This is a genomic window from Proteus sp. G2300, assembly GCF_009915965.1.
GTDB lineage: Bacteria > Pseudomonadota > Gammaproteobacteria > Enterobacterales > Enterobacteriaceae > Proteus > Proteus vulgaris.
The window spans coordinates 115624-129528 of sequence record NZ_JAABNK010000004.1 but is presented as its reverse complement, the minus strand read 5'-3'; the positions used below and the strand labels follow the sequence as shown (position 1 = coordinate 129528).

Sequence of the window (13905 nt, the reverse complement as noted above, 5' to 3'; positions counted from 1 at the left end):
GGCCAACGATTTGCTGGCCCTGACACTTTGGATTTATTGGTAATCGACGGTGATATCGACCGTTCCGGAAAAGATCCCTTCCTCCCAGGTGCTGAGCTGCATGTATCCGCTGCTTGCTGTTGCTGGTTGGCGGTATGACCACGCGATGTAGAGTTCACCTGACGCAGAAGTAGTTGCTGCAACTGGTGCCGCGTTTATACCGACGCCTGTACTTGTTTTGGAAATCGCATCTGCGCAGTCAACAGTTGAAGTAGTTAGGTTGATTTTTGGTGTTCCAGAGAAGCTTAAGGTTGCTCCACCCGGCGCTGTGGGATTTGACAGGTTAGTGATGGTAATCCCGATCGATTTATTCATATCTCCAGCGACTTTCAAGCAACCGGGCTGTACAGTGTCTTCCGGATTTTGCGCCAAGTAAGTCGCCCAACTTTTTAAAGAGAACCCGCCAGTTGGGGCGGCTCCCGGCAGGCGTTCCAACGTCATTGTGTATGGTTGAATCTCAACCACAGAGAGAGCTGGCGGGGTTGCTGAAATTTGAGAAGTTCCTGTCCCTGTACCAGCAAAAGCAGCGGCGGACGATAGGGAAATAACTACTGACAGGGCGGTGTATTTAAAAACTTGCATTTGTTGTATCTCCATTTGAATAGAAATGCGTTTTCGCATGGAGAATTTTGATGGTTATTACCTGATAATTTGGCACGCCAAACTGCCCAATTTGGACAAAATGGAAAAAGGATTAGGATTACGATAATTACGGTATTATCGTAATTATGATAATTACAGTAATTGAAATTTGTTCTGACGTAACAAACTTAACCCAATGAAATGATTGACTAATTTTGTTTTTAGAGTTGTTGACAACTCCCCCCGTCTTGATATTATTTAAACAACGGTAGCTGGCCTTTAAACAGCATTTTCATTAGCGTAAGGATTTATTCTTTCGCACATCAAACAGCCCATTCATGATTTGTGTTTGGGACACCAAGTAAGGCATGGGGTCTCGCTTGTTCATTGTTTTAAACTTTGAACAGGGGGCTTTATGCGTTCCGATGTATTCAAACCACTACCGTTCCTGCCAGGTAATCATCACCTTAATCGCTGGGCTTTTGGCTATTATCTTGTGAAAAAAGGGTTTTCTACTTCCATAGTTATGGAAGAGACCTCCTTTACCTATAAGCAAATTAGAAAAATAAGGGAGGACTTATCCATTAAGGAATGTAGTCGGGCAACTTATGGGCAAGATATTCTCTCAAAGTCAGCCTGGATAAAATATTCCGCAGCAATTCATGTTTACTGTGAGCTGAGTGAAAAAATGCCTCACATAGAAGCTGTTATAAAATCATCTGAGTGGTTAAGAAGTGAAAAAGACTTTGATATTTCTGGCTTTTACAAAGCATGTAAAGAAATAAAAAGTGGCGAGGCTTTTTTTGTTGAATGTGTACATTGTAAAAGTGAAGTTTTTAGTGGGCCAGGTTTGAGAGATAAAGTTGTCAGTAAATGCTGCCCTGTTTGTGGAAAGAAAAATTGGGAGCATCCAAAAAGTGGACACAGACTGGGCCATATTGCTGCCCGTCCTAAACCTGGTGACCAACAACCGTTATTTTGAGGAGATTTGTTATGTACACACAAATTACAAAAATTGAAATGGTAATTGCTGGCTTAGTAATCGCAAGTCTGCTTGGAGTGGACATTATTAAAATTTTTGGCAAGATTGTGTCAGCAATCATTGTATCCAGCTTTTAATCGCTTGCGGTAGCTGGCCGCTATATAAAAACAGCATACTAATTTGGGTCAGCGGCCATAGTTTCCCGCCGCAAGTCTCCCCATATGGCGCAGGGAGGCGGACATTACCTGAGAAATCAGTATGCTCTCATGACTCTCGTGCAACAGCGAGAACCCGCGCCTCAACCATATACTGTTGAGGTTTGTCATGAACGTACAAATTCACCCTTCTTATTTCCGCAAGATTGTTTCGTCGGAACCATTTTCATTGATGCTCGATGTGGCGGCTGCAAGTGGCTATTCTTCTCATCGTGCTTATGTGTGCTTATCCATTGCTCGTGCAACAAAACTGTCCACCGCATGTGTAAATCTAGCCGTAGAAGCTGAAATTAATCGTCGTATCAAGACATCCTCTATCCAAGCTGCAAAAGCTGGAGGTGTTGCATGAGCGAATTCATGGAAAATTTTTCGTGGCTCGACCTGCGACACGCCGTAGAACATGAGCCTGCCCCGCTCGATTTTGTATTGCCAGGTTTCAAATCAGGTACTGTGGGGGCACTTGTATCGCCTGGCGCGACAGGGAAAACGATGCTTGCATTACAAGCTGCCATCACAGTATCAGGTGGCCCTGACATGCTTGATTTCTCTGGCATGGACACAGCATGGCAGCGAACTGCTGGCCGAGTTGTATTCCTCACAGGTGAAGATCCATCCGATGTGCTTAATGGGCGTTTTTATTCCATCGGTGAACGCCTTAAAGAAATAGAGAAGGAAACAGTATTTACTAACCTACATGTCGCTCCCCTTGTTGGCTGTGGCGTGGATGTGATGACGATAGAATGGCGGCGCTGGCTTGCCAACGTCACTCGTAATGCACGGCTAGTCATCTTTGATACGTTGCGGCGCTTTCACAAACTGGATGAGAATGACGGCGGCCATATGGCTGGACTGCTAGCCTACATGGAGCAACTTTGCCGTGAGAACTCAACAACAGTGCTATTTCTTCACCACACCAGCAAAGCTGGAGCACTGAATGGTGGTGATGCTCAGCAAGCCAGTAGGGGCAGCTCAGTTCTGACAGATAACGCTCGATTTCAGGCGAATTTGATCGGAATGACTCTAGAGCAGGCTAAACAATTCAACATCGATGAAAATTGCCGCCGTAACTTTGTACGACTGTCATTCCCAAAGATCAATTATTCCGCACCGATAGAAGATCGATGGTTCCAAAGGGGTCCTGGGGGTGTGCTACAACCAGCGCAGCTTTCGTATGGGGGCTCTTCAAAATCGACGATGAAGGAGAAATATGGGAAGCCGCGTTTAAGCAAAGTTGTTGGAGGTGATAATGACTGGTAATGAAGTCGTGCCTACCAGCACAGTATTACAAGCGCGAGTCATGTTATATCAGCCGTCGTTACGCCCAAGGGAAATGCAAGGCGATTGGATCACAACATCGTTCGGTCGTTGTCGCGTCAATGGCCGCTTAGGGCAACGACATGCTGATGTGGTTGAGGCAATAATGTACACAGCAGAGCGTAAGAGAGAGATTTCTGACGGGGGTATTGAGTTATTGGTTGACCCCGCCAAAGTCCGTCGAATTTTGTCTGATCATAACTACAGTTTGTCTCGTCTACAGTCGTTGTTAAAAGACCTTAGAAGTGCAACAGTTGAAATTGTCACGCCAGAGTTTGAGCTGTCAGGAGATCGGATTATTGGTGGGCTGATCGATCACGTGATCCCTTCACCTAAAACGCGTTACAACCCACTTACAGGTGGTGAGCGCCACCTCTGGCGAGTAAGACTAGGCATTGCTCTAGTAATGCTCCTAGAGCGAGACCTCAATCTATACTACTCACCTGGACCTATAGCACGACTTCAACATGGGGTTAGTCAAGCTGTAGCTCGTCATGTGTTAACCCATCAAAACAATCCAAGTGGTGGCTGGTACACTGACACTCTACTGCGAGCTGTGTATGGACAGAATATTACAAGCATGGATCTGCGCAATGGCCGACGACGGTTGAAGGAAGATAGAGAGGGTTTAAAGATGGTGGGCATTGAGTTATGCGAAACCGCAACTCGGATAATGCGTGCCACAGCGGCCTGATTGGATTTATTGTGCTGAGAAGATGCTGAGAAAAACGTGTCACAACGGCCCGATAGCGTGTCACTGCGGCCCGATAGCGTGCCATAGTGGCCCGGTTGTGTGCCACAACGGCCCGATTTTGGCAGTATCTTTAGGATATTCAGTATATTCAGGGCGGCATAGCCTTCCGCCTTTATGGCGTTCGGCTAACCGCTAAGCTCTCTGGCCTTGCAAAGCCTTTCCCCTTACCATACTGGCTAAGGGGATTCTTCGAACTTCTCAAACGGTTGAAAAGAATGCTGAAGGGCGGTAAATGATCGCCCTTTATTCGCTAGGCTCTGTAATTTTCACGCCTTATATTTTCTTGTAATTCAATAACTTGAAATCTGAAGTTACTATATTTCTCACTGACCAAATGGAGCCTTTTCTCTGTAATGTCTGAGATTTTATTAAACCCCATTTTTCTTGCTAGATGTTTGACTGGAATTTCACAGTCAGATTCCATCAGAATACATCTTCTTTTCGCGCTGTCAGTTTCATTCAGTTCCGCAACTGCGTGAGCAGTCGTCCCCGAACCAGCAAAAAAGTCGAGGATAAGGGCATTATCAGATGAGCAAACATCAATTATTTTTTTTATGTAAGAAAGTGGTTTAGGCGTATCAAACACCTTCCCGCCGAATAGCTTATTAATTTCATTTGTAGCTCTCTCTGTGTAGAAGTCCGTCTCACTCCAAAGAGAGCGAACTTTCGTTCTCTTTTCCTTCGCAGCATCTCCAGAGTAATTTTTTACGTAAATAACTCCATTTTTACTAGCGTAAAGCTGCCAAGCTCTTTCTCTCGCAGTGTCGGCTCCCCAGAGCCAGCGTCTATCGATACCTTTTGAATCTACGGGATAGGTGATCTTCCATCCATCAACAGGATCAACTGAAACCTCCCCACTTTCAGGATTATAATAAAGTGGGTAGAACATATTTGGTCTATCTGATTTTAGGCTAGCTTCCCCCTTCTTACGGAAAAGTCCATCGACGCGATATTTACCAAATTTATCTTGCTTATCGTAGCTTGTTGCATCAGCCTGGCCGCGAAGATATGCTTTGTCCGATTTTCCATAAATCATCAAATACTCATGGGCGGATGCAAGATTCTTTTTGCTTCCTTTACCATTTTTCGATCTACATACGATTACATTACCGATGAAGTTTTCCTCTCCAAAGATGCAATCCATAAGTATCTTAAGGTAGGCGCATTCATAGTCATCAATACTAATAGCTATAACGCCTGAGTCCTTTAATATCTCTCTAGCAGCAACTAGACGAGGCAGCATAAACATCATCCAACCCGAGTGAGTACCAAAATGCCCACTAGAATCAGATTTCCTAGAATCATTGTATAGAAATTTCGAGCCTGTATTGTACGGAGGATCAATGTAACAAAAGTCCACAATCCCAGAGCGGTGTAACGCCATTTCTTTAAGATATGGCAAGTTGTCGCCAACAAAGAGGGTTGTGTCAGCTTCGCGCAGTTCTTGTACAGCATCGCAGACTTCCCTCTCACGAAGAGGCAGGTGATGCTGAGGCTCAAACCCAAGATCTCTCTCTAACTTGCTGATTTTTAAATCTATTATTGATAACATGTCAAACCCTCTCTATTCGGGCTATTATAGCAAGATTTAGTTCTAATTTTAACAGAAGGATAAAGGATGCGGCTTCGTACTAAAAATCTTGAAACTTCGGAGCAGTTAGCGGAGTTTGATCAATGGCTTACTGCGAAGCTCGAGAGAATCAAAGATAGTGAAAAATTCAACACTGAGATAAATTCTCTCTGCGAGTGTATCCAATCGATATCATGTTACCTTGATAACTTCTCTAGCTATCAATCGTGCAATATTGAGAACTTGTGTGATGCAGTAATAAGTGCCAGCAATGAACTAATTGTTGGTGAATCATTTATTGATGATGAACAAAATATAGCTAATTTTTATGAATCATTTTTTAATCTGCTATTTTTGACGTCTGGTGCTACAGATAATAACCTTAAAAATCACTTTCTTATAAAGCTGAAAGAAGATGATATAAAACCTCTGATTCCAAAGAGAGGTTCGTCATCAAAGGTGATTAAGTATCGGTTGAATGAAATTCCATCAACAACAAAATCTGATTTTATTGCAAAATCTCTAGCCTCATGCTTTGTCGGCTCTCACACAAAATATGCTTCCTCGGTTAGAACAGAGCCTGTGTTTGACTTGAAACTTTATCTACGAATATTGCTTAAAGAGTATACAAGCCTTATCCTGGAAGATTATGAAGAAGCAATGCAGTTTTGGGCAATTTGCCGCTCTTATATGGACTTGAATAGGCTTCCGAGCGAGTTACCACTAGGAAAATATCTTCTTAACTCTTGTACAATCTTCAAAGTCAGAGGGAGTGTGTCTGCTTCTGGTGGTCACATTACAGAAGATATTCTTCGAGAAAAACTCGTAGGAATGGGCCTTCGCCCTAACTCTGACTTCAACGTTAATGATGTAACCATAGGCGAGGAAGAAATTGTTGAAGATGGCAAAAGGAAAAAGAAGACACGTGCATATGATTTTATACTTCCATATAAAATAGACGGCTGGGAGCCTAGGCCTAAGCTATTTATTCAATCACAGTTTTATGCGGGTGATTCTGGAAGCGTTTCTCATAAAGTTGTAGACCAAACACAAAGCTCTAGAACATTCACTTTAGAGAAATATCCATCCGCTAGATTTGTGGAATATCTTGATGGCGCAGGTTATTACGCATCATTACGTGGCGACCTTGCTCATATGTTGTCATTTGAAGATACTGCCTCTTTTTTCCAAGTGAAAAGCATTTTAGTAAGGTTGCGACGAGAGTTACAAAATATTGAGTTTCTAACTCCTGTAGAGTTTGAACACGCAATTCTAATGAGTGAAGATGGCTCAAAAGAATCTGTTACTTTCGCACTAAAAGAAGATGGTTATCCGGTCGAAGAAATAAATCGGATAGCGTCTGTATGTAATGATCATGGTTATGTTTTAGAAAATGGAAATAGGTTGGAAATTGTTCCGAGTAGAATAGACATAGCCAGAAGACTGTTAATTTTGGATGTCGCTGCGAATAATTCATACGAAATAACCGATGTTCAAAGAGCGACTCTTAAATACTTGCTTGTACCTGGCTATGGCGCAAATCAAGCTATACTTGAGTCAGAACTGTCTCATCTTGTTTGTTCTATATGCAAACAATGTTTAATCACAGCACCAGTTTTCTCTGATGATATTGAATGGCTGTTAGATGAGGGGGTCTTTAAGCGACGGTAGTTAAAATAGAAAATATTGTAGGCTAAGCAACTCATTTTTAGTGTTGCTTAGCGTTTAACAAAATCATTTATTTTTCACGTCACTAATTACAGAACTCTATTTAGAATTTGGATCGATAGCTGATATCCAAGCTGTTTTCTCTAAGAGTTTTTCAAGTTCTTTAGCTGATAATCCTTCCACATGAATGGTTTTGTGTTCCTTAGTTGTGATGATTACCTTACGGCCATTCCTGGCTTTTATGAATGCTATCAGTACTGCGGCAATTGATGCCCAAGCACTTGCATTTAAGGCTACCTCAAGAATGCCAGATGAAGCTAGGATCTCTCCTGAACGTTGTTGCTTCATGGACCAATTAAGACCTTCTTCCCTCAAAAGCGCGGTTACAGGCTGGAAACTGCTTTTAAAAACGTGAATTTCAAGTACAGCCATAGCCATATAGTCACTCCTTAGTCATTCATTGTTTCGATCATACTTCTACTAATACCCAGTTACACACAAAAAACAACCAGTAGGGATATTTTTGATGACTTTGAGGTCTAGGGGGGGGCCTAACCTTTCAGAATGCAACCGAAACACCACCAATAGGTGGCTTTTCGATGACTCTGAGGGACTGAGACGGCCTAAACTCTGCTGAATACCACCAAAACACCACCAATAGGTTGCTTTTCGATGACGACCAAGGAAAGTTGTGGCTGCGCTACATCAGAAAGCCATCAAAAGGTGGTTTTTGGATGATACCTGCCTATTTTTACCCAGTTTCTGATTTGTCCAAATTGGGCAGTTTGGCGTGCCGGGATTTACACATCTAAAGGCCAGAATCTCTCCTGAAATTCATCACTCAGGAGATAAAGAATGAAAATCCATCCTCGGCAGTGCCAGCATTGTTCTGGCGCTTCAATTCTCTCAATTCTTGAGACTGCATCGGATTCAAAATCTGTAGAACAAGCTATCACATCGATCGCCAATAGCCTGATGTTAAGGGCAAGGAAATACCATGAGTATGAGACACGTAAATTGGCAATTTCTTTCCTGCGAATGGTTGAAACAATCCACCCCGCTCTATCGAGCGGGGACCCCATCTCACAGCAAGAAAACTCCGAGCTTTGCCCGGATTTTTCTCCACACCCCACTCACCGCGAGTGGTCTGTCTCATCCGGCGCAGTAGCGCCTTCTGAGGGGACTCCCAGCGCCTCTGCACATGCAGAGTTGCAAGGGAGTTACACACAAGAGAATCAGGGATAAGGGGGACTGCAATGGGAGTTTCTAAGGCGTACCGCGTACAAATATATCCACCGAGACAAGTTCATATTTTGTTGAAGGAATTAGCTAAAGAATCGGGACAAACGGTTAGTAAAACGGCGGTGTCTTTGATCGAGCAGGCGTTAAATAATGACTCAACACTGCACGAAATCAGAAACGTACAAGTGGATCAGAAGGAGATTTATCAGCAGTTAATTAACCTGCTGTCGATCAACGTAGCAACCACCGATTTTCTGCTTAAAAAGACCTGCTCTGAGGATGAAATGGCTGAGGCTAAACAGGTCATTTCAGCCCGCACAAATGCTTTGCGAGAGTATTTCATTGGAGGTGCTGAAAATGGCAACGATTAGAAAAGGTCGAGTCGGTGACTTTGTTCGGGGTGCGGATACATGGCTTCATAGCCAGCAGATGTTGTTATTCAGCGGAATTTGGATTTTTCTGCCTGGTGTTTTGTTGGCGATTGTCGGTGGCCTGTTATACCTCTGGATAGACGCCGATAAATGTGTTTTGCAAAACGCTAGTACATATCTTTGGGCACAATTGAAGGCACTAGTACAACCATTTTCAAGCGTGACTATAGGAACCTGTGTTGCCCTAGATGGGCGCGACTCTCTGCCATCCTCTGTAGTGATAAATGAACCACTATTCCAGGAAGCTGCTGTTAATCTTCTCAGTTCATTTGGATGGGCTTTCATTTCGCTCTTTGTATTGTACTTGCCTATTGGTGTTTATCTTGTTGTGAAGGCAGTTAAGAGAGGTGAGGAGATCAAAGAAGACAAATATATTCGAGGTGCGAAACTTGTTTCAGCCGAAAAATTGAAAGGAGAAATCGTAGAAAAGCATGGTGTTTCTGATTTAACCCTCGGCGATTTCCCTTTACCCACAGGATTTTCAAAAAAGCATACCTTGATTAGTGGCACCACCGGGGCAGGTAAATCTACAGCACTTACTCATTTGCTTAAAGCTATTCGCGCTCGTGGAGACCGGGCCGTGGTATATGACAAGAAAGGCGAGTTCGTAGAGATGTTCTACCGGGACGGAATTGATCACATACTCAATCCGGCAGATAGCCGCTCACACCAATGGACTCCATGGGAAGAAATGGCCTCACCGTTTGATGCAGACTGGATATCTGAGACACTTTTACCTAGTTCTAATAGTAACAGTGGTTCTGATAAATTCTTCACATCCGCAGCCAGAGCAGTTGTTTCTGCCGCACTTCAGAATTTATATCTAGACGGACCGAAGTCATTGCTTTCACTTCTTCGGGCGACAGCGTGGAATGATCTTGAGTTACTCAAAGAACTAGTTGCAGGTACTCCAGCAGCGACATATTTCAATGAAGATAACGAGAGAACTCTCGAAAGTATTCGTTCAACCATCGTAGATGGTGTTCGTCCACTTCGCCTGTTGAAAGAAGAGAATAAAAAGGGGTTCTTTTCTATAAGAGATTGGATAGCAGAAGGCGATGAACCTAATTCCGATGATAGTTGGTTATTCTTACCAGTACGAGAATCTGAAATAGAAATACAGAAACCGCTTATCTCGACCTGGATACAAGCTGCGGCCAAAGGGTTGATGGCACGCGGGGTTAATAATGAGCGGACTCTTTGGATTGTTGTCGATGAGCTACCAAGCCTCAAAAAAATTCCTGCTCTTTCAATGTTGATGGCTGAAGGGCGGGGCTTCGGTGCCGCTGTTGTTTTGGGTATTCAGGAAATAAACCAATTAGAGGAAGAGTTCGGGAAAAACACCTCTAGAACCATACTAGGCTTATGCTCCACGCAGCTTCATTTCCGTTTGAATAATGCCGACACTGCGGAATGGGTCTCCAAAGTACTTGGTGAAGCTGAGCGTGAGGAAGTTGATGAAGACTTAAACTACTCCGCCGATGACATTCGAGACGGTGTTCGGGTCAGTTCTAAACGCCAAAACCGAAAAATTGTTCTTCCCAGTGAAATCATGGACCTGCCTGATTTGTCTTGTTTTGCCAAAATTTGGGGCGTGGAGAGTAAAGCCCGTATTGATATTCCTTTCTTGAGACTTCCGAAGATCGCTGACGGTTTTATTCAAGGTGATGAGAATGAGACGGTTGGTATGCGTCTGCTCAATGCTGCAAGAGCAATGAAAATGGAAGCTGATACTAACTTTGTTCCGAAAGAACTTTCCAATAAGCATGGTACTGAGGTGTCTAAAGGGCAATTACCAGCCCTAAGTGATATAGAACAGGAAGTACATTCAGTGTTGGGAACGGATGGAGTGGATGATGATTTGGTATTTGGTCTGCTTGGAAAAGGAGGCAAAAAATCATGATGTCTGCGTCTTCTATTAAAAGTGCCGGAGCTGCCGGTCATTACTTTGAGCATGATGACTACTATGTAGACGGGCTATCTCCTTCCACATGGATAGGTTCTGGTTCTGAGACTCTTGGCCTTGCTGGTGAGGTGGATAGAGAAACCTTTAAATCACTTTTGGAGGGACGGCTCCCTGACGGTCAACAGGTTGGCACTTTCCGTGACGGCGAATGGAAACACCAACCAGGAACCGACCTTACGTTTTCGGCACCTAAGAGTGTTTCTATTCTTGCAGAGGTTGCAGGCGACAAACGGCTTCTCGAAGCCCATGACCGGGCTGTCCAAGCGGTACTTCAATATATAGAGAGCGAATATATTGTCACAAGGAATCGCAACCGTACTAAGGATACCGTTGAATACGAGAAAACAGGTTCGCTGGTCGCAGCCACTTTCAAACACACAACCAGTCGTGCCCTTGATCCTCAGCTTCACACACACTGCGTGGTAATGAACTTAACACAGCGAAATGACGGCCAGTGGCGCTCAACGGAGAATAAACCAATCTTCATTGACCAAAAGCACCTTGGTCTGGTCTACCGTCAATTTCTCGCTCAAGAGGTTGGTTCACTGGGCTTTCGACTAGAGCACCAGGGTAAAGATGGGACTTGGGAGATTGCAGGGGTAAGTAAAGATACAGTGCGTGAACTGTCTAAACGATCAGAGGCAATCGGAGATGCGTTGGAGGCTAGGGGAAAGACTCGCGAGACGGCCACGGCTGGGGAAAAGGAGACTGCAACGCTCGACACGCGGGATCGAAAAGTCGCCGCTGAGCGTGGTGAGCTTCTGAATCGCTGGCATACCGAATTGGGCGAAGAGAAGCTGGCAGAATTGGAAGGGGTTATAGCTCTGTCTCGGGAGAATACCCCATCCCTGGAGCAGCAATCCGAGGCAATTTTGGCGCGGGTTGAATTAGCCAACGAAGCAGTCATGTGGGCGACTGAACACCTTGGGGAGCGTGACACATCTTGGACGCACCACGATTTAGTTAAAGTGGCTAGCCGTTATGCCGGATCGCGAGTGCTACTTTCTGATGTAAAGAATGCGATTGATGCTGCAATCGGCAGTGGTCAGCTAATAGAGAAGTCGGTTAGAACCTTTGATAAGGTCAGCAAGCAAGAGATTGATGTGCGTGGATATACGTCGAAATCGGCCATCGACATCGAGGATGAGGTACTCAAGGAGGAATACCTTGGCCGCGACCGCGTTCAGGCATTTTGCAGCCGGGAGCAGGCGACTGTAGCCATTTCCAATGCCGAGGAGAAGGCGAATGAACTTGGATATGAGTGGAATGCTGACCAAAGGAAAGCCACGGAGGGCATTCTGCTTACCGAGAACCGGATCGTCGGAGCGCAAGGGTTCGCTGGTACGGCTAAAACTACCTCCGTCTTACGAACCGTAGCTGATACAGCGAGGGAGATGGGGTATGACGTGAGGGGGCTCACACCTACGAATTCTGCTGGTCAGAGTCTGATAGAGGGTGCTGGAATTCAGTCTGGAACGATTCAGTCTTTTCTAGCACAAAACCGCAACGAGTGGGTTCAAGAACGGAAAACTCGTGCCCAGATCGACAAAATTAATAAGCGGTTAGAGCAAATCGAAAAAGCCCTCGCCAATCCGTATGTGGATGAAAAAAATGGGGTTCGTATTCCCGAAAATTCACCGCTCTATCAAAAACGGCTCGACGAACTCCGTTACGAACGAACAGAGTTGCAGGGAGAGTGGGAGGAGCTTACCAAGGGTCTGCAAAAAAATCCGCAGCTATGGGTGGTCGATGAGGCCAGTATGGTGGGAACTAAGCTGATGCGTGACCTGCTAGAGCGGGCTGGTCAAGTTGGTGCTCGCGTCATTCTGACGGGAGATGTCCGGCAGCTCGCCTCAGTTGAGGCTGGCGCAGCGTTTCGGCAGCTACAGAACCATGGGATGGAAACCTACCATCTGGAAGAAATCGTTCGGCAGACGAACCGAGGTACTCGGGATGCGGTGTATCTCTCCCTTATGAAGAATGCCTCTCACGCTCTCAGTCGATTAGAGGAGAGCGGTAGCACGATAAAGGAAATGGTCTCTCGTAAAAAAAGCGGAAAGATCGACCATGAGAAAAGTGGTGAAGTCCGCAGACAAGAGCTTGTGAAGGACTACATGGCTCTCGCACGGGAGGAACGAGCTAAAAGCATTATCCTCGAACCAAGCCGTGAGGGCCGTCGTCGCACGAATGAATTAGTTCGTGACGCCCTAAAAAAAGAAGGTGCTCTGGGCGAAGAGCTGCGTACTAACCAGCTATCACCAGTCGATGCAACCGAAGCTGAACGGCGTGTGGTGACATCGTATCAAAATGGGCAAATCGTCCGGTTTGCGCGCAGCTTCAAGCGTGAGGGCATCAAGAAGGGCCTGTATTATCAGGTTGTTGATCGAGACAATCACGATATCTTGCTTAAGAAGTTTGGGGCCAATGAGCAGGTTGAGCTGATTCGCTTCTCCCCTGAACGCTATGCGGCCAAGAATATCCAGATGTTCAACCTAACTGAAAGTGGTTTGGCCGTTGGTGAGAAGATCGTGTGGCGTGATAATGATAAGCCAACTGGACGATTGAACAATGACACGGCCACTGTTGAGAAGATAGAAGGCACGAACGTAACCTTCAGACTTTCAAATGGTAAAACTGGTGAGTTTGATATGTCCAAGCTGGCTAATTCCCATTGGGATCACGGTTACGCCATGACTGTTCACGCTGCCCAAGGTAAGACAGCCCAGAACGTGTTTGTGCACGCTGAAACCAACCGAGAAGCTTTATTGAACACGGAACAGTTCTATGTGCAGATATCAAGAGCAAAGGACCGCGTGTATCTCTATACCGATTCAAAAGAAGGGCTGGTTCGAGCTGTAGAGCAACGATCAGGTCAAAAACAGACGGCTAAGGAAAGCCGTTACCAGTCTCTGGAACCGCTGGATCACTTGATTGATAAGCTATGGCAACAACCAGAGTCAGGACGCTCGTCAACGCAGACAACAGGTAAATCTCAGGCTAAAGGTATATCAAGAGGCGACAGTGAACGCAGTCTAACTAGATAATTGCGGTCTATTGTCCAAAAAGGGCAGTTTGGCGTACTGGCTAGACTGCCCTTTTATTTGAAAATGGAATGGATACAGAACCAAAAGGGAGATCTAAA

13 protein-coding genes are annotated in these 13905 nt (G+C 45.0%); 10 read left to right on the top strand and 3 right to left on the bottom strand.

What is annotated here, in order from left to right:
* Positions 1-33: 33 nt before the first annotated feature.
* Positions 34-660 (bottom strand): hypothetical protein, encoded by a 627-nt coding sequence (locus GWI97_RS01915; protein WP_202609393.1) that lies wholly within the window; start codon positions 658-660, stop codon positions 34-36.
* A 376-nt stretch (positions 661-1036) separates the two neighbouring features.
* Between GWI97_RS01915 and GWI97_RS01910 the strand changes: the two genes are divergently transcribed.
* From GWI97_RS01910 to GWI97_RS01895, 5 genes are all read left to right on the top strand, one after another.
* On the top strand, positions 1037-1603 hold the full coding sequence (locus tag GWI97_RS01910; RefSeq protein ID WP_161751819.1) for a hypothetical protein: 567 nt from the start codon (positions 1037-1039) through the stop codon (positions 1601-1603).
* Positions 1604-1614: 11 nt separating this feature from the next.
* On the top strand, positions 1615-1740 hold the full coding sequence (locus GWI97_RS18465) for a hypothetical protein (protein WP_272927548.1): 126 nt from the start codon (positions 1615-1617) through the stop codon (positions 1738-1740).
* A 187-nt stretch (positions 1741-1927) separates the two neighbouring features.
* Complete coding sequence (locus GWI97_RS01905; RefSeq protein ID WP_161751818.1) at positions 1928-2167, top strand: hypothetical protein; 240 nt, start codon at positions 1928-1930, stop codon at positions 2165-2167.
* Positions 2164-3075, top strand: coding sequence for a helicase RepA family protein (locus GWI97_RS01900; RefSeq protein ID WP_227003155.1), 912 nt, complete (start codon positions 2164-2166; stop codon positions 3073-3075). The genes GWI97_RS01905 and GWI97_RS01900 overlap by 4 nt, the downstream gene beginning before the upstream one ends.
* Positions 3062-3826 (top strand): hypothetical protein, encoded by a 765-nt coding sequence (locus tag GWI97_RS01895; RefSeq protein WP_039508500.1) that lies wholly within the window; start codon positions 3062-3064, stop codon positions 3824-3826. The genes GWI97_RS01900 and GWI97_RS01895 overlap by 14 nt, the downstream gene beginning before the upstream one ends.
* Before the next feature lie 310 nt (positions 3827-4136).
* Here the strand turns inward: GWI97_RS01895 and GWI97_RS01890 are convergent, their stop codons facing one another.
* Entirely contained in the window at positions 4137-5438 is a 1302-nt protein-coding gene (locus GWI97_RS01890) for a site-specific DNA-methyltransferase (RefSeq protein WP_109402163.1), read from the bottom strand.
* 66 nt (positions 5439-5504) lie between these two features.
* On the opposite strand from GWI97_RS01890, the gene GWI97_RS01885 reads away from it, so the two are divergent.
* Positions 5505-7127 (top strand): hypothetical protein, encoded by a 1623-nt coding sequence (locus GWI97_RS01885; RefSeq protein ID WP_161751817.1) that lies wholly within the window; start codon positions 5505-5507, stop codon positions 7125-7127.
* Positions 7128-7223: 96 nt separating this feature from the next.
* Here GWI97_RS01885 and GWI97_RS01880 read toward each other — a convergent pair whose 3' ends face one another.
* Entirely contained in the window at positions 7224-7562 is a 339-nt protein-coding gene (locus tag GWI97_RS01880) for a hypothetical protein (RefSeq protein WP_109402161.1), read from the bottom strand.
* A gap of 417 nt (positions 7563-7979) precedes the next feature.
* Between GWI97_RS01880 and GWI97_RS01875 the strand changes: the two genes are divergently transcribed.
* From GWI97_RS01875 to mobF, 4 genes are read left to right on the top strand one after another with little or no spacing between them, the layout of a single operon-like run.
* Positions 7980-8369, top strand: a complete 390-nt coding sequence (locus GWI97_RS01875) for a hypothetical protein (protein ID WP_113608687.1) — start codon at positions 7980-7982, stop codon at positions 8367-8369.
* A gap of 11 nt (positions 8370-8380) precedes the next feature.
* Entirely contained in the window at positions 8381-8737 is a 357-nt protein-coding gene (locus GWI97_RS01870) for a hypothetical protein (protein ID WP_010377289.1), read from the top strand.
* Entirely contained in the window at positions 8724-10700 is a 1977-nt protein-coding gene (locus tag GWI97_RS01865) for a type IV secretion system DNA-binding domain-containing protein (protein ID WP_096875219.1), read from the top strand. The genes GWI97_RS01870 and GWI97_RS01865 overlap by 14 nt, the downstream gene beginning before the upstream one ends.
* Complete coding sequence (gene mobF / locus GWI97_RS01860; RefSeq protein ID WP_161751816.1) at positions 10697-13807, top strand: MobF family relaxase; 3111 nt, start codon at positions 10697-10699, stop codon at positions 13805-13807. The genes GWI97_RS01865 and mobF overlap by 4 nt, the downstream gene beginning before the upstream one ends.
* Positions 13808-13905 lie beyond the last annotated feature (98 nt).